The organism is Rhizobium sp. NXC14 (genome assembly GCF_002117485.1).
Classification (GTDB): Bacteria; Pseudomonadota; Alphaproteobacteria; order Rhizobiales; family Rhizobiaceae; genus Rhizobium.
Genome location: NZ_CP021030.1, coordinates 2,518,523 through 2,537,732 on the forward strand (window position 1 = coordinate 2,518,523; position 19,210 = coordinate 2,537,732).

The 19,210-nt window shown below is 61.1% G+C and carries 18 protein-coding genes and 1 pseudogene; 10 read left to right on the plus strand and 9 right to left on the minus strand.

Annotated features, from left to right (window positions below):
* The first annotated feature begins 147 nt into the window (after positions 1 to 147).
* The gene (locus NXC14_RS32410; RefSeq protein ID WP_157131404.1) at positions 148 to 330 is read left to right on the plus strand and encodes a hypothetical protein; all 183 of its coding nucleotides are present in this window, start codon (positions 148 to 150) and stop codon (positions 328 to 330) included.
* A 237-nt stretch (positions 331 to 567) separates the two neighbouring features.
* Positions 568 to 1,635 carry a GGDEF domain-containing protein gene (locus NXC14_RS12420; protein ID WP_085778392.1) on the plus strand — a complete coding sequence of 356 codons (1,068 nt, stop codon included), beginning with the start codon at positions 568 to 570 and terminating at the stop codon, positions 1,633 to 1,635.
* Between the two features lie 190 nt (positions 1,636 to 1,825).
* On the opposite strand, the gene NXC14_RS12425 is transcribed toward NXC14_RS12420, so the two are convergent.
* Both NXC14_RS12425 and NXC14_RS12430 read right to left on the minus strand, forming a co-directional pair.
* Positions 1,826 to 2,437, minus strand: coding sequence for a pyridoxamine 5'-phosphate oxidase family protein (locus NXC14_RS12425; protein ID WP_085778393.1), 612 nt, complete (start codon positions 2,435 to 2,437; stop codon positions 1,826 to 1,828).
* A gap of 36 nt (positions 2,438 to 2,473) precedes the next feature.
* Entirely contained in the window at positions 2,474 to 3,448 is a 975-nt protein-coding gene (locus NXC14_RS12430; RefSeq protein ID WP_085778394.1) for an alpha/beta fold hydrolase, read from the minus strand.
* A gap of 47 nt (positions 3,449 to 3,495) precedes the next feature.
* Here NXC14_RS12430 and NXC14_RS12435 point away from each other — a divergent pair, with 47 nt between their 5' ends.
* Positions 3,496 to 3,963 (plus strand): MarR family transcriptional regulator, encoded by a 468-nt coding sequence (locus tag NXC14_RS12435; protein WP_085778395.1) that lies wholly within the window; start codon positions 3,496 to 3,498, stop codon positions 3,961 to 3,963.
* A gap of 103 nt (positions 3,964 to 4,066) precedes the next feature.
* Here NXC14_RS12435 and NXC14_RS12440 read toward each other — a convergent pair.
* A pseudogene (locus NXC14_RS12440) lies at positions 4,067 to 5,256 on the minus strand (low temperature requirement protein A).
* 28 nt (positions 5,257 to 5,284) lie between these two features.
* Positions 5,285 to 5,659 carry a DUF971 domain-containing protein gene (locus NXC14_RS12445; protein ID WP_020921463.1) on the minus strand — a complete coding sequence of 125 codons (375 nt, stop codon included), beginning with the start codon at positions 5,657 to 5,659 and terminating at the stop codon, positions 5,285 to 5,287.
* A gap of 183 nt (positions 5,660 to 5,842) precedes the next feature.
* On the opposite strand from NXC14_RS12445, the gene moaA reads away from it, so the two are divergent.
* Positions 5,843 to 6,889, plus strand: a complete 1,047-nt coding sequence (gene moaA, locus NXC14_RS12450; RefSeq protein WP_085780093.1) for a GTP 3',8-cyclase MoaA — start codon at positions 5,843 to 5,845, stop codon at positions 6,887 to 6,889.
* Between the two features lie 204 nt (positions 6,890 to 7,093).
* Here the strand turns inward: moaA and NXC14_RS12455 are convergent, their stop codons facing one another.
* The 4 genes from NXC14_RS12455 to NXC14_RS12470 all read right to left on the minus strand — a co-directional run bounded on the left by NXC14_RS12455 (position 7,094) and on the right by NXC14_RS12470 (position 11,363).
* Positions 7,094 to 8,044 carry a sugar-binding transcriptional regulator gene (locus NXC14_RS12455; RefSeq protein WP_085778396.1) on the minus strand — a complete coding sequence of 317 codons (951 nt, stop codon included), beginning with the start codon at positions 8,042 to 8,044 and terminating at the stop codon, positions 7,094 to 7,096.
* Positions 8,045 to 8,065: 21 nt separating this feature from the next.
* On the minus strand, positions 8,066 to 9,532 hold the full coding sequence (locus NXC14_RS12460; RefSeq protein ID WP_085778397.1) for an FGGY-family carbohydrate kinase: 1,467 nt from the start codon (positions 9,530 to 9,532) through the stop codon (positions 8,066 to 8,068).
* A gap of 65 nt (positions 9,533 to 9,597) precedes the next feature.
* Positions 9,598 to 10,554, minus strand: coding sequence for a transketolase family protein (locus tag NXC14_RS12465; protein ID WP_085778398.1), 957 nt, complete (start codon positions 10,552 to 10,554; stop codon positions 9,598 to 9,600).
* Positions 10,554 to 11,363, minus strand: a complete 810-nt coding sequence (locus NXC14_RS12470) for a transketolase (protein WP_085778399.1) — start codon at positions 11,361 to 11,363, stop codon at positions 10,554 to 10,556. The genes NXC14_RS12465 and NXC14_RS12470 overlap by 1 nt, the downstream gene beginning before the upstream one ends.
* A gap of 212 nt (positions 11,364 to 11,575) precedes the next feature.
* Between NXC14_RS12470 and NXC14_RS12475 the strand changes: the two genes are divergently transcribed.
* The 5 genes from NXC14_RS12475 (at position 11,576) to NXC14_RS12495 (ending at position 16,940) form a co-directional block, all read left to right on the plus strand.
* Positions 11,576 to 12,556: an ABC transporter permease gene (locus NXC14_RS12475; RefSeq protein ID WP_085778400.1), complete on the plus strand. Its 981-nt coding sequence runs from the start codon at positions 11,576 to 11,578 to the stop codon at positions 12,554 to 12,556.
* Between the two features lie 116 nt (positions 12,557 to 12,672).
* Positions 12,673 to 13,602: a sugar ABC transporter substrate-binding protein gene (locus NXC14_RS12480; protein ID WP_085778401.1), complete on the plus strand. Its 930-nt coding sequence runs from the start codon at positions 12,673 to 12,675 to the stop codon at positions 13,600 to 13,602.
* Between the two features lie 28 nt (positions 13,603 to 13,630).
* A complete protein-coding gene (locus NXC14_RS12485; RefSeq protein WP_085778402.1) occupies positions 13,631 to 15,109 on the plus strand; it encodes a sugar ABC transporter ATP-binding protein in 1,479 nt (492 codons plus the stop codon).
* 77 nt (positions 15,110 to 15,186) lie between these two features.
* Positions 15,187 to 15,975 carry an SDR family oxidoreductase gene (locus NXC14_RS12490; RefSeq protein ID WP_085778403.1) on the plus strand — a complete coding sequence of 263 codons (789 nt, stop codon included), beginning with the start codon at positions 15,187 to 15,189 and terminating at the stop codon, positions 15,973 to 15,975.
* Positions 15,976 to 16,157: 182 nt separating this feature from the next.
* The gene (locus NXC14_RS12495) at positions 16,158 to 16,940 is read left to right on the plus strand and encodes a glucose 1-dehydrogenase (RefSeq protein WP_085780094.1); all 783 of its coding nucleotides are present in this window, start codon (positions 16,158 to 16,160) and stop codon (positions 16,938 to 16,940) included.
* A 259-nt stretch (positions 16,941 to 17,199) separates the two neighbouring features.
* On the opposite strand, the gene NXC14_RS12500 is transcribed toward NXC14_RS12495, so the two are convergent.
* Positions 17,200 to 17,967, minus strand: a complete 768-nt coding sequence (locus NXC14_RS12500) for an SDR family oxidoreductase (protein WP_085778404.1) — start codon at positions 17,965 to 17,967, stop codon at positions 17,200 to 17,202.
* Between the two features lie 331 nt (positions 17,968 to 18,298).
* Between NXC14_RS12500 and NXC14_RS12505 the strand changes: the two genes are divergently transcribed.
* On the plus strand, positions 18,299 to 19,207 hold the full coding sequence (locus NXC14_RS12505; protein ID WP_085778405.1) for a DMT family transporter: 909 nt from the start codon (positions 18,299 to 18,301) through the stop codon (positions 19,205 to 19,207).
* The last annotated feature ends 3 nt before the right edge of the window (positions 19,208 to 19,210 follow it).

The window sequence follows — 19,210 nt, forward strand, 5'->3', positions numbered from 1 at the left end:
GCCCCTCATCCGCCTGCCGGATAAGGCGCCGCACGGCGCGACCTTCCGATATTTGCGCGCTTACTGATTATCTGCGGCGCTTATCACATCTCCATCATCCACCCGCGCCAGAATCTCCGTCCGGAATGCGCCGGCAAAGAGACGGGCATGCTCCAGCAGCAAGGCACCGCCTGCGAAGACGATGAAAACGAGGATAACGAAAAAATGGCGCGGCCGCTTTCCATGATCTTACGTCCTGGCTTTTTGGCGGTGTCGGGTTTGGCGGTGAACCGTCATTCCGCATTGCTTCCGAAAATAGGAAACAACCAAAACTTGCTGTCGACAAGATGAATACGATCTCTAAGGAGAAAAGAACTGTAAGTTTTTTAAATACCGCCTCCCGCGCAACGGGTATGCACTGTCCCGATAAGGATACGTTTTTCCTTGAAAAATCATAGACGTACTTGAAGTACTAACCGGCCGCGAAGTTTTCATATGTAATCTTTGGTATATGTCGCTTTAATCTTTTCCCAAGAAATTTAAGCTAACAAATAAATATTGCCTTCGAAGAAATGAGGAGTTTGCCGGATGAATACGGCTGTCGCGCCCAAGGTGCAGGTTCCCGACGTAGCGGGCCAGATCACCTACGCAATGCGCTCGATGGGCGTCGCGCCGATACCCCGCAATTACGAACTCTTCTACGAGGCCTATATCGGCTCCAATCCGGCGCTCACCCGTGAACTCGCAGCTCTCGGCAGCCAGGCGACCCAGGCCGAACTCGATGCGCTGGGCGCGCAGTATTTCACCAGCAGCCCCGCACGCGTCTTCGACGATGCCCATACGCGCATATCAGGCGAACTCGACGGCCTGCTGCGAATCCTGAGGCAGGAGCAAAGTTCGCTCGAAAGCTATACAAGGCTGCTCGGCGAGACCCATAAGCGCATCACCTCCAAGAGCAATGCCAGCGCCGAATTGATCGAAAGCGCTATCGAACTTTTGAGCCAGGCGACTGGCGATACCATGGCGCATGGCGAACGCACCGTCGAGGACGTCGTCCAGCGCTCGCAGGAGATGGACCAAGTCCGCAAGGAACTCGATGAATACAAGCGCATCGCCAACACCGATTCACTGACGCGCCTTTCCAACCGCCGCGCCTTCGATGACCGGCTGTCAGCGGTCTTCAACAATCCCGGCATGCGGCCGGTAACCGCCCTGCTGCTCGCCGACATCGACAACTTCAAGAAGATAAACGACACCTACGGCCATCCCGTCGGCGACAAGATTCTCGCCACGGTCGCCTCCGTCATCCGCAGCAATGTCCGGCGAGACGTCTTCGTCGCCCGTGCCGGCGGCGAGGAATTTGCCCTGATCATCGAGGGCAACACAGCCGAGGAAGTGACGGCGATCGCCGAACGCATCCGCCGCACGCTGGAAACTACGCCGTTCAAGAATTCCCGCACGCGGGTGAATTACGGCCCGATCACCGTTTCGATCGGCATCTGCATGGCCTCGAATGCGGAGGATGCCGGCGAGCTTTACAGCAAGACCGACATCGCCCTTTACGGCGCTAAGAACGCCGGCCGCAACTGTATCGTCCTCTATCAGGACGGCATGCAGAAGGACTTCAGCAAGAGCTGGCTGATCTACAAGGCCTGACACGGAACCCTCATGATAAGCACGCTGTCGCCACAAGGTGACAACCTTCTTTCGTCGTGCTCGGGCTTGTCCCTAGCATCTGCCGCCGGTGCAGCAGATCCTCGGCACAAGGCAGCACAAGGCCGAGGATAACATCGAGTAAAGGGCGAACTCTGTCAAAATTGCGCCGTCACAATGAGATGACAGCGGTTCACCACATCGTCTTCGCCGCCCGTCCCGGCCATTCCCGGTCGTAGGTTTCCTGATCGAAATCGCTGACGGCAGCCTTCAGCATCTGGCCCGGCGTCGGCAAGCTCGCCGGATCAGCAAAATGCCCGGCATTCCAGAGTTCGGCGCGTATCACGGCGCGCGCACACTGGAAATAGACCTCGTCGATCGAAATGACGATGACGGTGCGCGGATGTTTGCCGTCCATCTCGAAACTCGAAAGCAGCGCATCGTCGTTCGAGACGACGCCGCGGCCGTTGATGCGCATCGTGGTGTTGGAGCCGGGGATCAGAAACATCAGCGCGAGCCTGGGATCACGCACGATATTGGAGAGCGAATCCACACGGTTGTTGCCGCGCCAATCCGGCAGATACAGCGTCTCGTCGTCGACGACGCGCACTACGCCGCCGAGATCGCCACGTGGCGAACAATCAAGCCCTTCCGGCCCGACGGTCGCAAGCGCCGCAAACGGCGAGATTTCGATCATCTGACGGTAAAGCGGCGTCAACCGCTTGGTCACCTTGTCGACCGAAGCCTGTGATAGGCCGGCGCCATAGATGGTATTGAGCTCTTCGATGCTGCTGATGATTTTCATGAAGCGTCCCGCCGCGGCTGATCTTTGCCACGGACGCTACAATGCCACGCGCCTCGCCGGAAGCTCAAATAGCGGAATGATCTCAGCATCTTTTTTGATGCTTTCGTCGGTTCCCTCGTCCACGCCGACTGCGAGAAAGGCCGCGATCGCGCCGAGCACCGGAGGCGCGCCGATGATGCGCCGATGGCCGAAACCGTTCGCCCAGAACAGCCGCACTCTCTTACTCGCCGCGCCGTAACGCCGGGCATGGGCCGCTGACACTTCCTTGTCGTCCTCGGCGTGGATCACCAGGACCGACCGGCCGATCGAGCCCGCCGTATTGTTGGCGTCGAAATCTCCGAGTCTTCGCCCAGTGACACGATGAACCTCATTCTCCAACGCAGCCTGCGCGGCGGCGCGAAGCCCGATCATCCGTCCGAAATCAGTGAAAAGCCAGGCCATCTCGCTCGGCGCGCCGATCAGCACCAGTCGCTCCCCGGTAACGGGCGCAGCATCCGGGATCAGGCCCGCCGCCGAGACCATCAGCGCCGCGCCCCCGAAGGAATGGCCAATCGCCGCGTCGAATGCACCGAAGCGCTCCCCTGCTGCCGCGATCGCCTGGACCGCAAGCCCCATATGCAGGAAACGGCCACCCGCGTGCCCATGGCCGGGAAAATCGAGCGCCACCACCTCGGCACCTGTCGCCGCCAGCATCGAGACGAGATCTGCCATGTAGACGGTGCTCGAGCCCCAGCCATGCGTGACGAGGTAGCGCTTGCGCTGACCGATCGCTCCGCCGTTGAGGCGATAGGCATGCGCTTTGGCGCCGCCGGCAAGCCTGAGGACAAAGCGTTCCGCGCCGGCAAGCCGCGCCGCACCAGCCGCGTGCGCCGTCTTTGCCTTCTCTCCCTTCGGCCGCGGCGATGGTGTGCGGCAGAACAGCAGGAATGCCGCCCTGCCCGCCAGCCGCGGCGATATCGCCTGCAGAACCCGAAATCCGAGGCGGGTGACCTCAAGCGCGAAATTTGCCATAGTGGGAATCCAAAAGACTGTTCAACACTGAACAATAAAGTACAACAATGAACAAAAATCAATCCCTGCCCTGGGATCATCCGCGTTTTCGCAGCTGGATCGCGGTGGCACGCGCTTGCCAGCTGATGCAGCAGTCCCTGACCCGCTCGCTTGCCGATCTCGATATCAAGCCGCCACACCTCGATATTCTGGTCAATCTCTACCGTTTCGAGGGTATCTCGCAGCAGGAGCTGGCGCGCAAGCTTCTCGTCGGCCGCTCCAACATGAGCATGCTGCTGCCGCAGATGGAGCAACGGGGTCTGATCGAGCGGCGCGGCGACGAGCGCGACAAGCGGGTGCTGCGCCTTTATCTCACCGGCGAAGGCCGCAAAGTGACCGAGGCGGCGATGGCGATCCAGACCGATCTCATCGAACGCACCCTCTCGGACGAGCCGATCGAACAATGCATGGCGACGGCCACCTCGATGGAGCGCATCATCGCCGTGCTGCTGAAAGATCTGCGCGACGATGACTGATGCATGTTGCCCAAAAGTGTGCAGCGGTCTTGGGAGGACGACATGCATAAAAAGACCCTCAAGCGCCTCGCATGAACCAAGTTCGAGGCGAGGCGCTTGAGGTTCAATGCAGCGACGGCGCCGTCGATGTGCCGCTCAGCGAGCGATATTCCCAGGCGGCGACGATGATCAGCACCAGCGTCGCCAGGATGCCGAGCAGATAGACCTCGAGGAAGGGCGCTGCGAAGGCTAGCAGGATCACCAACACGAGGCCGGCAAGATGCGACAGTGGCATCTGCCCGCTGGTCGCGCCCTTGAACCAGAGATTGCCGGCGAGGAACAGACCGGAGCCGCCGAGCACCGCCGCCCCGACGCCGAAGTCACCCGTCTCGTGCGGATGCGAGAACATGAATTCGACCGCCACCGCATGCACGATGATGCCGGCCAGGATCGGGATATGCGCGTAGGTGAAAGCCTGCCGCGCCAGAGCCCCCGGCGTCTCCTCATGCTCGATGCGATGAGCGGCGCGCCCGTGGCCGAAGCGGAAATAGAGCCACCACATGGCGACCGTGCCGATAAAGGCAGTCACGAAGATCAGGCTGGTCAGACCCGAAATCGGCAGCTCGGAAAAGGTGCGGCCTGAAACGAGAATCGCCTCGCCGAGGCAGATGATGACGAAGAGCGCGCAGCGCTCAGCCATGTGCGCGCCGGAAACGTCCCAGTCGCCGGGCCTCGATCGGCCAAGCCCAGGCACCGCAAAGCCCGCGGCTGGCCCGGCATATTCGATCGAAAGTGCTATCAGCCATGCGATAAGCCGGGCTTCATGCTCCAAGAGCCCGCCGGCGATCCAGAAGACGGCGGCGACCGCAAGCCAGCTTGTGATGCGCGCGAAATTCAGCGTATTGGCCCGGTCGACACGCGTCATCGCATAGGTGGCAAACAGCGAGCGGCCGACCTGCATCGTCACATAGGCGCCGGCAAAAAGCAGTCCCTTGTCGCCGAAGGCCTCGGGGATGGAGGCGGAAAGCACTAGGCCCAGCATCATCAGCACGACCAGCATGCCGCGCACCGGCTTCTTGTCGGGATCGAGCCAGTTCGTCACCCACGCGGTGAATATCCACACCCACCAGACGGCGAAGGTCATCACTGCCGCTTCGGCAGCGCCGAGAGGCGTATAATGGGCGGCAAGCGCATGCGAAAGCTGCGAGATCGAAAGACGAAGACCAGATCGAAGAACAGTTCGAGGAAGGTCACCTTGCTGCCGGCGGCGCTGCCTTTGGCGCGCAGCCAGTTCTTTCTATTCGCTTTCGCCATGTGTCCCCCGATGGCCATATATTGAGATTCAGCGCGGCTTTTCCGCGGTGTCGCGGTTCATGCCCTTTTCCCGGAGTTCGTCCTCATAGGCCGAAAACAGCTCCGCCCCCCGTTCGCCCAGTTCGCGCAGGTAGGTCCAGGTGTAGATGCCGGTATCGTGCATGTCATCGAAACCGATTCGGACCGCATAATTGCCGGTCGGCGTCATCGAGACGATCGCGACATTGCGTTTGCCCGGCACCGTCACCTTCTGTCCCGGCCCGTGGCCCTGCACCTCGGCCGACGGTGACAGAACGCGCAGGAGTTCGGCCGAAAGATCGAAGCTCTGGCCGTCGTTGAAGGTCACCACCAGCCGCTGCCGGTCCTTAGAAACGCGAAGTTCGCTCGGCCAGATATCGCTCATCTCTATCACCCTCTTTCCCTTGGAGAAGTAGGCGTTCGGCTTTTTCGAGGCAAGCGCAAATTAGCGTGTGCGAAATCCGTTTCCCTTGACGGGGCAATCACATATGCACAAATAGAAAGATGTCGCTTGAAAACGGGGCCCATCCCGCTCGGCGCGCTTCAAATCCCCGCCGCGGAGGAATTGGTGAATAAGAGAGTGGGAACGATAGGCAACGCATCGCCGCTCACGGCAGATGCGCATCCGATGATCGACCCTTTCGGCCGGGCGGTCACCTATCTCCGCGTCTCCGTCACCGACCGCTGCGACTTCCGCTGCACCTATTGCATGGCGGAGAATATGACCTTCCTGCCGAAGAAGGATCTTTTGACGCTCGAAGAGCTCGACCGCCTCTGTTCGGCCTTCATCGCAAAGGGTGTCAGCAAGATCAGGCTGACCGGCGGCGAGCCGCTGGTGCGCAAGAACATCATATATCTCGTGCGCAAGCTCGGCGAAAAGATCGGCTCCGGTCTCGATGAGTTGACGCTGACGACCAACGGCTCACAGCTTTCCCGCTACGCCGCCGAGCTTTATGATTGCGGCGTGCGCCGCATCAACGTCTCGCTCGATACGCTCGATCCCGACAAGTTCCGCAAGATCACCCGCTGGGGCGATTTCGACAAGGTCCTGGAAGGCATCGGCGCGGCGCAGAAAGCTGGTATCAAGATCAAGCTCAATGCCGTGGCGCTGAAAAATTTCAACGATGCCGAGATGCCCGATCTCCTGCGCTTCGCCCATGGTCGCGACATGGACCTCACCGTCATCGAAACCATGCCGATGGGCGAGATCGAAGAGGACCGCACCGATCAATACCTGCCGCTCTCAGAGTTGCGCGCCGATTTCGAACGTCAGTTCACGCTAACTGACATTGATTTCCAGACCGGCGGCCCGGCGCGTTACGTCAGGGTTTCCGAGACCGGCGGCCGCCTCGGCTTCATCACGCCGATGACCCATAATTTCTGCGAGAGCTGCAACCGCGTTCGGCTCACCTGCACCGGCACGCTCTATATGTGCCTGGGCCAGAACGACGCCGCGGATCTGCGTGCCGCGCTCCGCGCCACCGAGGACGACGCCCTCCTCTGCGCCGCCATCGACGAAGCCATCACCCGCAAGCCAAAAGGCCACGACTTCATCATCGACCGGACTCATAATCGTCCCGCTGTGGCGCGGCACATGAGTGTCACTGGCGGGTGAGGCCCGGCCCCGCAAAGGGGGGAGCGATCAATCCAGTGAATCGATCGCAGCGCCGAACACCCTGAATTCGAACGAGGGGCAGGGATACGGTGCGGCAAACTCCCAAGTATTCAGCCGGGCTCGCGGGAGAGCCTCAGGCCACGACGATCAGCCGTCGTTCTAAGTGGACCCCCCGGGCGGGTGCGGCGGGCGCTATCCTACCCGTCAGTCGATCAATCGCTGCGCGGTAAATTTGTCGGTCACAAGCATATCGATCACCCCGACGCGAAGCGCGCCTGCGATCGCCTCGGTCTTCTTGGCGCCCCCGGCAAGAGCGATGACCCGATCCACCCGTTCGAGATCCTCGAGCGGAAGCCCGATGACCCGGTCGTCCAGCGGCGTCTTGACCGGCTTGCCGTTCCTATCGAAGAAGCGAAGCGAGATATCGCCGACGGCGCCCGCTTCCGCGAGATCGGAGAGTTCGCGGGACGAAAAGATGTTGCCGGACCGTGCGAGAAGTTCGGACGGTTCGACGGCTCCGATTCCGACGATCGCAAGCGTTATGCTGCCGAACAGGTCCATCGTCTCGCGCACGAACGGGTCGGCCTGCATCAGAAGTTTTGCTTCCCTTGATGTCGTAACGCCCTGCACGGGCAGCAGTTTCGGCTCGGCGCCGGTCAGTCGTGCAAGCCGCGTGGTCAGCTGCGTCGCATGCGTCTGCACCGAAGGATCGCCCATGCCTCCAAGGGTCTGGACGACGTATTTCGCCTGAGCGCTCTTCTGAGGATGGATGTTCTCGACCATCTTGAAAATGGTCTGGCTCCAGCTCGAAACGCCGATGATCTCCCCTGGCGCCAGCGTCACCTCCAAGAGATGCGCCGCTGCCTCGCCGATCCGGGCCATGATGGCCCCGTCCCGATCTTCCGTGCACTCGACGACGATCGCCTCCGGCAGACCGTATTTCTCGCGAAGCGCGCCCTCAAGCTCGCTATAGGTGCCGACGGGAGGGATCACGCTGGTTCGCACGATGTCTTCAGCCTCAGCGCGCTTCAGCATCCGCGACACCGTCGCCTGCGACAGGCGAAGGTGCTCTGCGATCTCCGCCTGTCGCCGTCCCTCTATGTGGTACATCTGGGCGACCCTTGAAATGAGGCGGAGTTCGTTGAGGCGAGTCATCGCTAATCCCAGATTGAATTTTTATTCACCTTTAGCCTGTGTTTCGCGGGACGTCGAGCGGGCGAGCGCATCATTCCAGGTATCGAGAAGTCCCGCGCGGTCCATGGGTTGCGGCTCGATGATCTCAGTGTTTCGCGGCAACGTCGCGACAACATGGAGATCGCTCCACATGCCGAGCGAGAGCCCCGCGAGATATGCAGCGCCCAAGGCCGACGACTCGGGTGCTTCGCACTGGATCACGGGATGTTCGATCAGGTTCGACACACACTGCATCAGGAAGCGATTCTGGCTCGGTCCGCCATCGACATAGAGCGCGCCAAGTTCGCCACCGCTCTGCCTCCGCATTGCCGCGATCACGTCATGCACCTGCAAGGCGATGGAGTCAGTTACCGAGCGAGCCATCTGCGCGCGTGTGGTATTGAAGTCGATCTGGGAGAACAGCGCACGTGCATCGGCATTCCAGTAAGGCGCACCCAGGCCGACGAACGCCGGCACGAATCCAGGTCCGCCCCGCTCGGCGCTCGCTGCAAGTTCGACAAGGGCCGCGACATCCGCGAGGCCGAGAATGTCAGCCATCCAGGGAAGACTGGCGGCGCAAACCAGAATATTGCCTTCGAAAGCGAAAGTCGGCTTTCCCCCGATACGCCACGCGACCGTTGTCGTGATGCCGTTGCGTGGAGGAATGAACTGGGAAAGCGTCGTCATGACCGAAGAGCCGGTCCCGAAGGTCACCTTGCCGTCGCCCGGCCTGAAGGCCCCATGACCGAACAGGGCGGCGTGGCTGTCGCCGATCGCGGCCATGATGGGAGTACCGTCAGGCACACCCGGCAAGCCTTGGGTCCTGCCGAAATCGGCGGAGCTGTCGAGGACCTCGGGCAGCAGCGCGATATCGACGCCGAAGATCTCGCCGAGCTCTTCGCTCCATCTCTGCTCCCTGAGATCGAACAACTGGCTCCTGGCGGCATTCGACGCGTCGCAGGCATACCGGCGCCCCCCCGTCAGGCAGTGGACGAGCCAGCTGTCGATCGTTCCCAGCCGCACCGATCGCCCGGCCGGAATGCGGTCGAGCAGCCATCGGAATTTCGAACCCGGGAACATTGGATCCAATGGCAGGCCTGTCAGCGCCTGCACCCGGGCAAGCTGGCCTTCGGCAATCAAACGTTCGCAATCCTGTGCCGTTCGACGGCACTGCCAGCTGACCACCGGTCCGAGCGCCTCTCCGGTGTCGGCGTCCCAGGCGGTGACGGACTCGCGCTGGTTGGAAATAGCTACGGCCTCGATAGTCACATCGGGGCCAGCCTTCAGGCAGGCGTCGACCGCTTCGCAGACCGATGCGTAGAGCCGTTGTGGGTCTTGTTCGACCCAGCCCGGCTTCGGATAGCCGATACCGACAGGAGCCGAACCTCTGCCGATGATTTTTCCCTTCTCGGAAACGAGAACTGCCTTTGAATTGGTCGTGCCCTGGTCGATTGCCAGAATTGCCCGCATTCTATCCTCCCCGGATCAGGTGCTGGCCGGGACGGCAAGCGTCCCGGCCGGTCACGTGATCCCAATCACTTGCGCTCGATCAGCGACTGCGCGGCGTCGGCGATTGCGGACGGCGCCATCCCGAATTCGTCGAGCAGGAACTCCGCTGAACCGGTCGGGGCGTAGACGCCGGGAACCCCGAGACGCTTCATCGGCACTGGAGCATGGTCGACCACCACTTCGGCCACCGCGGAGCCGAGCCCGCCAAAGATTGAGTGCTCTTCGGCCGTGACGATCGCTCCGGTTTCCCTAGCTGCGGCGATGATGGCCTCCTCGTCGATCGGACGAACCGTTGCGAGGTTGAGCACCCTGGCATCGATGCCGCGGTCTGCGAGAATTTCGGCAGCCTTCACAATGCGATGCGTCAATGTCCCATTGGCGATCAGAGTGACTTGGGAACCTTGGCGAAGGAGATTCGCCTTGCCCAGTTCGAATTTATGGCCTTCCCGAAGCAGGTCGGGCACACCGACCCGCGACAGACGCAGGAAGCAGGGCCCGCTGTAGGTTGCCGCCCAGGCGACGGCAGCGGCAGTTTCGATCCGGTCGCAGGGCGCGATGACCGGGAGATTGGGCAGGACCCGCGTCCAGGCGAAATCTTCGATCGAGTGATGGGTCGGGCCGAGTTCGCCATATGCCATTCCGGACGAAATGCCGACCAACTTGACGTTGGCGTTCGAGTAGGAAATGTCGGCCTTGATCTGCTCCAGCGACCGGCCCGTGAGAAACGGAGCAGCGCCGCACACGAAGGGCAGCCGTCCGCCATTGGCAAGCCCTGCACCGACGCCGACCATGTTCTGCTCCGCGATCCCGACATTGACGAGGCGCTCCGGAAACTTCGACTTGAAGCCGCCGAGCTTGGAGGAACCGACGGAATCATTGCAGACGGCAACGATCGTTTCGTTTTCGGCAGCCAGCCGCTCGAGCGTGGAGGCGAATGCGTCGCGGCAATCGTGAAGCTTGGGTGGGTTTACTGGCGCGTTCATTACAGTGCCTCCGACAATTCTGCCAATGCGATTTCGTATTGTTCCCTACTCGGAACCTTGTGGTGCCACTCGACCCGGTCCTGCATGAACGAGATTCCATGGCCCTTGTTGGTGTGGGCGACGATGCAATGTGGCCTTGATCCCCGGTGTTCGAGAGCAGGAACGACTTCGCTCATCTTGTTCCCATTGATTTCGGTGACTTCCCAATCGAAGGCTTCAAGCTTCGGACGAAGAGGGGCGAGATCATTGGTTTCGGCGAGCGCAGCTCCCTGCTGGAACCTGTTGTGATCGATGACCAGCGTCAGATTATCGAGCTTGAACTGGGCGGCCGCCATTATCGCTTCCCAGTTGGACCCCTCCTGCATCTCACCGTCTCCGGTGACGACGTAGGTGTGAAATTTCCCGCCCGAGAGTTTGGCGGCCTTCGCCATTCCGACTGCGACCGGAAGACCGTGGCCGAGCGGCCCCGTGTTCGTCTCGACGCCAGGAACCTTATTGCAATTCGGATGTCCGTTCAGCCTCGAATGCGGCTGCAAGAAGGTGGAAATCTCCTCTTCCGGAATGAAGCCGCGTTTTGCGAGCGTCACGTAGAGAGCGCAAGCCGTATGCCCCTTTGAAAGCACGAACCTGTCGCGGTTGGGGTGTTTGGGCTGATCAGGCCAGACATTCAGCGCACGAAAATAGAGGGCGGTCAAAATGTCGATGACCGACATCTCTCCACCAATATGGCCGGCGCCAGCTTCAAAAACCGCCTGGAGATCGCGCAATCGGATTTCGCGGGCGATACGCTCGAGTTCTGTCGTATCCATGGGCTCCTCGTGTGCATAAATATTCAATCATCAATATTTTTGCACAACAGATCGATTAGTCAACCCCTCTGGCGAAGCTCTCGAGAGCGTACGTGACCGGAAATGTTATTGACAGCCGGAAACCAAGTTGTTAATGAATTTTCCAGCAGGCATGAATATTTATTCTGCATTGAACGGATAACCGATAAAGGCCTAAAGCATAGGGAGGAGCAATGGTGGCGCTCGATATCAATGAACACAGGCTTTCGTCCGGTGCGTGGCTGGGCAAGCTCAAGGGAGCTACCGGCCCGCTCGTGGGTCTGCTCGCGCTATGCATCTTTCTGAGCTTCAGCACGGACACGTTTCTATCGGTTCGAAACGGCCTGAACATTCTCGACCAGATCACCGTTCTCGGCATTATGGCGGTCGGCATGACGTTCGTCATCCTGATCGGCGGCATCGATCTCTCCGTCGGCTCGGCACTCGCCCTGGCGATGATGGTCATGGGCTGGACCGCAAACGTCGCCGGCCTGCCCCTGCCCGTCGGCATCGCCTTTGCGCTGATCGCCTCGGCTGTTTGCGGACTGATCGTCGGACTTCTGGTGACGCAGTTCAGGGTTCCGGCCTTTATCGCCACTCTGGCAATGATGTCGGCCGCCCGCGGCGTTGCCAACATGATCACCGACGGCCAGCAAATCGTCGGCTTCCCCGACTGGTTCATGATGCTGGCGATCGATCGCCACTTTGGCGTCATGACTGCCACAGTCTTTCTTATGCTTGCGGTTGTTCTGGCGGCATGGCTTTTCCTGCACTTCCGGTCCGAAGGTCGCATGCTCTATGCCGTGGGCGGAAACCCCGAGGTTGCGCGCCTGGCCGGCATCAATGTTCCGCTTGTAACGATCAGCGTCTATGTCGTGAGTGCGGTCCTTGCGGGACTTGCAGGCGTCGTGCTCGCAGCCCGGCTCGATTCCGTCCAGCCCTCCAGCGGCCTCGGCTATGAGCTCGACACCATCGCCGCAGTCGTTATCGGCGGGACGTCGCTCTCCGGCGGTACGGGCGGCATCGGAGGAACTCTGATCGGCGTTCTCATCATCGGAGTGCTGCGCAACGGTCTCAATCTTCTCAACGTCTCACCGTTTCTTCAGCAGGTGATCATCGGCATCGTCATCGTGCTTGCGGTCGGCGCTGAAACCATTCGTCGGCGTCGAGCCTGACGAGCAGGCTCCGCCGCTTTGGCGGACCCGGAATTCCGCCCTGAAAGATCGGGGCGGATCAATAACCCGAGGGGGAGGACATACCCGAGGGTGCCATTAACAACGGAGGAACTACAATGAAAATAGCGCGCACCATGCTCGCATCTGCCGCACTGCTCGGTCTCATGCTTGGTCCGGTACACGCGGCGGAACTGAAGAAGCTCGGCCTCGCCGTCGCCAACCTGCAGGCAAACTTCTTCAACCAGATCAAGCAATCGGTCGAGGCCGAAGCCAAGAAGCGCGGCATCGAGGTCATTACGGTCGACGCCAAGGGCGACGGGCCGACACAGGTCAACCAGATCCAGGATCTTCTGACCCAGAAAATCGACGCGCTGATCTACATTCCGGCAGGTGCGGCCGCTGCGAGCGTTCCGGTCAAGCTCGCCAAGAATGCCGGCATCCCGGTGGTTAACGTTGACCGCAACGCGGAGGGGGCCCCGGGCGACACATTCCTCGCAACGGATTCCGTCGCCTCAGCCAAGGCCGTCTGCGACTATATCCTGAAGGAAGCCGGCGGCAAGGGGAAGATGGTCATCATTCATGGCCAGAAGGGCACGACCCCGGAAGTCGATCGCTCGAAGGGCTGCGGTGAATCTCTTAAGGCCAACCCGGATGTGAAGGTCGTCGCCGAGCAGTACTCCAACATCTGGAGCCAGGATGAAGGCTTCCAGATCATGCAGAACATGCTGCAGGCCAACCCGGACGTTTCGATCGTATTCGCTCAGGCTGATGCTCTTGCACTCGGCGCCGCCCAGGCGATCAAGGTCGCGAAACCTTCCCAGAAGATCGTGGTTGGCGGCTTCGACGGCGACACCGCAGCGCTCGAAGCCCTCAGCAAGGGCGTCTTCGACGTTACGGCCACTCAGCAGACACAGAAGATGGGCCGCGACGCCGTTGAAAATGCCGCCAAGCTTGTCGCCGGCGAGAAGGTACCCCCGGTCCAGCTCATGGATGCCACGCTGACAACCAAGGAAAACGTCGCAGGCTTCATCGCCAACCATCCCTGATAAAGCCGAGGTCTTGAGGAGGTGTGCCATGACTGATCCCGTTCTCTCCCTGAGGGGCATATCCAAGTGGTATGGGCCGCTCCAAGTGCTGAAGAATGTCAGCCTGGACGTCTGTCCCGGCGAAGTGGTTGCTCTTCTGGGTGAAAACGGAGCAGGCAAGTCCACGCTGTCGGGCATCATAGCCGGTTCCCGCACGCCGTCCGAAGGATCGATGACATGGCTGGGGCAGCCCTATGCCCCGGCCAATCCCAGGGAGGCGATCGACAAGGGCATTGTCCTGATCCACCAGGAACTGCAGCTTCTGCCACAACTCTCGATCGCCGAAAACGTCTTCATCGGACGCTGGCCGATGAAAAACGGCGTCGTCGATCGTGCCCAGATGGTTCGCCGCGCCCAGGACCAGCTTGCTCGCTTGAACCTTCACATACCGGCAACGCGGAAGGTCGCCGGCCTTTCCACGGCAAATCAGCAACTCATCGAGATCGCCAAGGCGCTGGCGCTCAACGCAAAGCTGCTGATCCTCGATGAGCCGACAGCCGCCCTGGGCGGCGCAGAGACGGAAGCTCTGTTCGAACAGGTTCGCAAGCTTCGGTCGGAAGGCGTGGGCATCGTCTACATTTCCCACCGTATGGAAGAGATCAAGAAGATCACCGACCGCATCGTCGTTCTTCGCGACGGCGAGCGGGTGCAGGAATTCGCAGACAGCGCCACCCCGGTGCGAACCATTGTCGAGAGCATGGTCGGACGCCCGCTTGACCGCCTGTTCCCCACCCTGCCCGTTCCGACAGATCGCCCGGTGCTTCAAGTCTCCGGCCTGAGCTCGCCGGACGACTCGTTCCGTCACGTTACCTTCGAGGTGCGGGCCGGCGAAATTCTCGGCATCGCCGGGCTGGTCGGCGCCGGCCGCACCGAACTGGTGCGTGCCATTTCGGGCGCAGATCCGATCAGCGCCGGTTCGATCAAACTGGAAGGCGAGGAACTGAGCCTGCGCGATCCCGCGGACGCGATCGCGAGGGGTATCGTGATGGTTCCCGAAGACCGCAAGGAGCAAGGCCTCGTCGTCGGGCACCGGATCAGCGAGAACATCGTCTACGCCAATCTCGACAAACTGGGCGGCGGCTGGATCACACCGCGCATCAAGCGCTCCTTTGCGGAAAAGGCCGTCGCCAAGTTCGGCGTCAAGGGCCGTGCCGAGCAATACGCCTCGGACCTATCAGGCGGCAATCAGCAGAAGGTCGTGATCGCCAAGTGGCTCATGCGCGATCCGAAGGTCGTCGTGCTCGACGAACCGACGAGAGGCATTGATGTCGGCGCCCGCGCCGGCATCTACGACATTATCGTCAATCTTGCCAAACAGGGCGTGGCGGTCATCGTTGTAAGCTCGGACCTCGAGGAAGTGCTCGGCGTCTCCAATCGCATTCTCGTGCTCGCACAAGGCAAGCAAGCAGGGATCCTCGATCGTGACCAGGCGAATGACGTTTCGGTCATGGAGCTCGCTACCATCTAAAGCAATTCCAGCAAAAGTGTGCAGCGGTTTTGCGTCAGGAATTGCGTGAAAACAAAACAACAGAGAAAGGAAGAGCGGTGTCCGACATCACTCTGAACGCCCCGAAGCTTTTCGATCTCAGCGGCCAGGTTGCCATCGTCACCGGCGCCGGCAGCGGCATCGGGCAGCGCATTGCCATGGGCCTTGCCCAATGCGGCGCCGACGTGGCCCTGCTCGACCGCCGGACCGACGACGGACTGGCGAGGACAGCCGAATATATCCGCGCCGCCGGCTGCCGCTCGATCGAGATCGCGGCTGACGTCACGAGCAAATCCTCCCTTGCAGATGCCGTCGCACGCACCGAAGCCGATCTCGGCACCCTGACGCTTGCCGTCAACGCTGCCGGCATCGCCAACGCCAACCCGGCGGAGGAGATGGAGGAGGATCAATATCAGACGCTGATGGATATCAACCTCAAGGGCATATTCCTGTCCTGCCAGGCCGAGGCCCGCGCAATGTTGAAGAATGGGCGCGGCTCCATTGTCAACATCGCCTCCATGTCCGGCGTCATCGTCAACCGGGGGCTGAGCCAGGCGCATTACAACGCCTCCAAGGCGGGCGTCATCCACATGTCGAAGTCTCTGGCCATGGAATGGGTCGGCCGCGGCATTCGCGTCAACACCATCTCCCCCGGATACACGGCAACGCCGATGAACACCCGTCCTGAGATGGTCCACCAGACCAAGCTCTTCGAAGAGCAGACGCCGATGCAGCGCATGGCAACCGTCGACGAAATGGTAGGTCCGGCGGTGTTCCTTCTGTCGAATGCAGCAAGTTTCGTGACCGGCGTCGATCTTCTCGTCGATGGCGGTTTCTGCTGCTGGTGATGAGATGAGAAGCCGGCCGCTGGAAAATGAACGGTCTCGCCTCCTCCCTGGCTGAGACCGAGGCGCAGAAGGGACTAACGGGCATGACGGCGTGCGATATCGCCGTCTGCCCGCCCTTCGCGCCGATCGAACGGGCGGTTGCGCCGAGATTTGCTGCTTATGTCAGGAGACGAGGAAAGAGCATGAAACGCTTTGAGCAAAAGACCGTCGTCATCACCGGGGGCAGCCGCGGCATCGGCGCTGCCATCGCCAGGCGCTTCGCGCGCGAAGGCGCCAATCTCGTCGTCTCGGCGAATGAGGACCTGGTCCACGGCGTTGCCGAACAGATCCGTGCTGAAGGCGGCAAGGCGATCTCCTTTATCGGCGACGTCACCGACAAGGCGAGCGTCATCGCGCTCTACGATGCGGCCGAAAAGGAATTCGGCGCGGTCGACGTGTCGATCCAGAATGCCGGCGTCATCACCATCGCGCGCGTCGAAGACTTGACGGAAAACGAGTGGGACAAGGTCATATCAGTCAACACCAAGGGCGTCTTCCTCTGCGCCCAGGAGGCCATTGCAAGAATGCGCAAACACAAGCGCGGCGGCCGCATCATCAACACCGCCTCCGGCCAGGCCCGCGACGGTTTCATCTTCACGCCGCACTACGCCGCCTCGAAAATGGGCGTCGTTGGCATCACCCAAAGCCTCGCCAAGGAAGTCGCGACCGATAACATCACCGTCAACGCCTTCTGCCCCGGCATCATCGAGACCGACATGTGGGCCTACAACGACCAGGCCTGGGGCAAGCTGCTCGGCAATTACGGCCCGGGCGAGCTGATGAAGGAATGGGTCGAGGGCATCCCGATGAAACGCGCCGGCTCCGGCGAGGACGTCGCCGGCCTGGTGACCTTCCTCGCCAGCGACGACGCCGCTTACATCACCGGCCAGACGATCAATGTCGATGGCGGGTTGATCATGTCGTAGGCGGGCTGGGAAGGCATTGAAGCTGGAACCTGAAGCAGCCATATACCTTTCGCTTGCCGCCGACGCTCCTCGCCCCCTCATCTGCCCTGACGGGCATCTTCTCCCCGCTCGGGAGAAGAGGGAGCAAGGCGCCGCCACGAGTCCCTTCTCCCCTCGGGGAGAAGATGCCGGCAGGCAGATGAGGGGGCCACACGGCACGCCCTTCATTGCCTGGCTTCGCGGAGCGCCAGCGAAGACAAAATGAACGCCCCTCACCCAATTACGTCCGGCTGATCGACACCCCACCATCCGCCAACATCGCCGTCCCCGTCACGAAGCTAGACAGGTCGGACGCCAAGAAGAGCGCCGCATTGGCGATCTCTTCTGGCAGCGCCATGCGTTTCAACGCATGAAGCCCATTGACGAAGGCGAGCAGTTCCGCGGTGGCATCGGGCGCGTTAGTGATGCTGGCAGGCGTATCGGTCCCACCAGGCAGCAGCGCGTTGACGCGGATTTTGCGGGACGCGAGTTCAACGGCCAGCACCTGCACGAGACCAATTAAGCCGGCCTTGCTCGCCGCATAGGCGCCCATGCCGGGCATGCCGGCAGTGTAGCCGACGAAGGTGGAGGTGAAGATCAGCGAACCGCCGCCCTCTCCCATCGCCGCCGACTGGTGCTTGGCGCCGAGGAAGGCGGCCGTCAGATTGGTCTCGATCGTCTCGCGCCAGCCCTCCAGTGACACTCCTCCGACCGGCCCCATCTCGCCGAGTCCACCGGCATTGTTGAAGGCGATATCGAGCGTACCGAACCGCGAAACCGCTGTTTCGGCCAGCCTTGCTTGCAGCGCCTCGTCCCTGACGTCGCCGGCAATGGCGACAGCCTCACCGCCCTCTGCCTCGATCTCGGCGACGACGGCATCGAGCGCCTCCTGCCGCCGGCCGTTGATTACCAGTCTCGCGCCTTGGCGTGCAAAAACCTTCGCGGCCGCATGGCCGATGCCCGAGCTTGCGCCGGTGATGATCGCGGTTTTGTCGGTCAGAAGGGTCATGTCCGTTTCTCCTCAGTTGTCGAGGCATCCCAGATCTCAGACATCAGTCGATGCAGCCACCCGTTTCCCGCGCGCAAAGGCAAAACTCGCGAATGCGGATGGTCTTGATCAGCGATCAGTTTCGCAACCGGGTTGGGAAGGAAATTATACTGGCCACATCGGATTCGCGAGCTAGATCGGCATTTGACGCAAGTTCCATATAGTCGCCTGCCGTAACGTCAGCGTCATTGTGCGCTGCATCATCGATTTATCCCAGGGTGTGACATTCATTCGATTCCCTTCATTTATCATCCCGACTAAGAAGGAGCGCACAGGTAAAGGGAATCTCTTCATGTCGCGGTCACGCAATACCGAGGGCGCCATCTATATGAGCATGGCGATGGCCGGCTTTTCCGCGAGCGACGCACTCTCCAAATCGGTGATCGCCCATATGAATGCGGGCGAGATCATGTTCCTGCGCGGCCTTTTCACAAGCCTGCTCGTCTACCTGATCGCCAGGAAAATGGGCGCGCTGCGCTCCTGGCGCGTCGTGCTGAAGCCGATGATCATTCTCCGCATCATCTGCGAGATGCTCTCTGCCGTCACCTATATCACCGCGCTCGGCATGATGCCGATCGCCAATGCCTCAGCGATCCTGCAGTCACTGCCGCTGGTCGTCACCTTCGGCGCCGCGCTCTTCTTCAAGGAGCCTGTCGGTTGGCGGCGCTGGTCGGCGATCATCGTCGGCCTCGTCGGCGTGATGATTATTATCCGCCCCGGCCCCGAAGGGTTCACCGCCGCCGCCCTCCTCTGCGTCGGTGCGGTCATGACGACGGCCGGCCGCGATCTCGCCACCCGCTCGATCGATCCGAAGATTCCATCGTTGATGATCACCGTCATCACCGCGACCTCCATCTCCTTCTTCGGCGCGCTTCTCATTCCCGTGCTCGGCGGCTGGCAGCCGGTCAGCGTGACTTCCCTTGGACACCTCCTTCTCGCCTCAGTGCTGGTACTCGTCGGCTATCAGTCCGTGATCCTCGCCATGCGCACCGGGGAAATTTCCTTCGTCGCGCCCTTTCGTTATACCAGCCTGATCTTCTCCTCGCTGCTCGGCTTTTTCTTCTTCGCTGAAGTGCCTGACAGCTGGACACTCCTCGGTGCCGCAATCGTCATCGCTTCCGGCCTCTATACGTTCTATCGTGAAGCCAAGCGCCGCGTGCCCCCGATCGCGCAGGAATCGGCGCCGCGCTCACCGGTTTGAGGC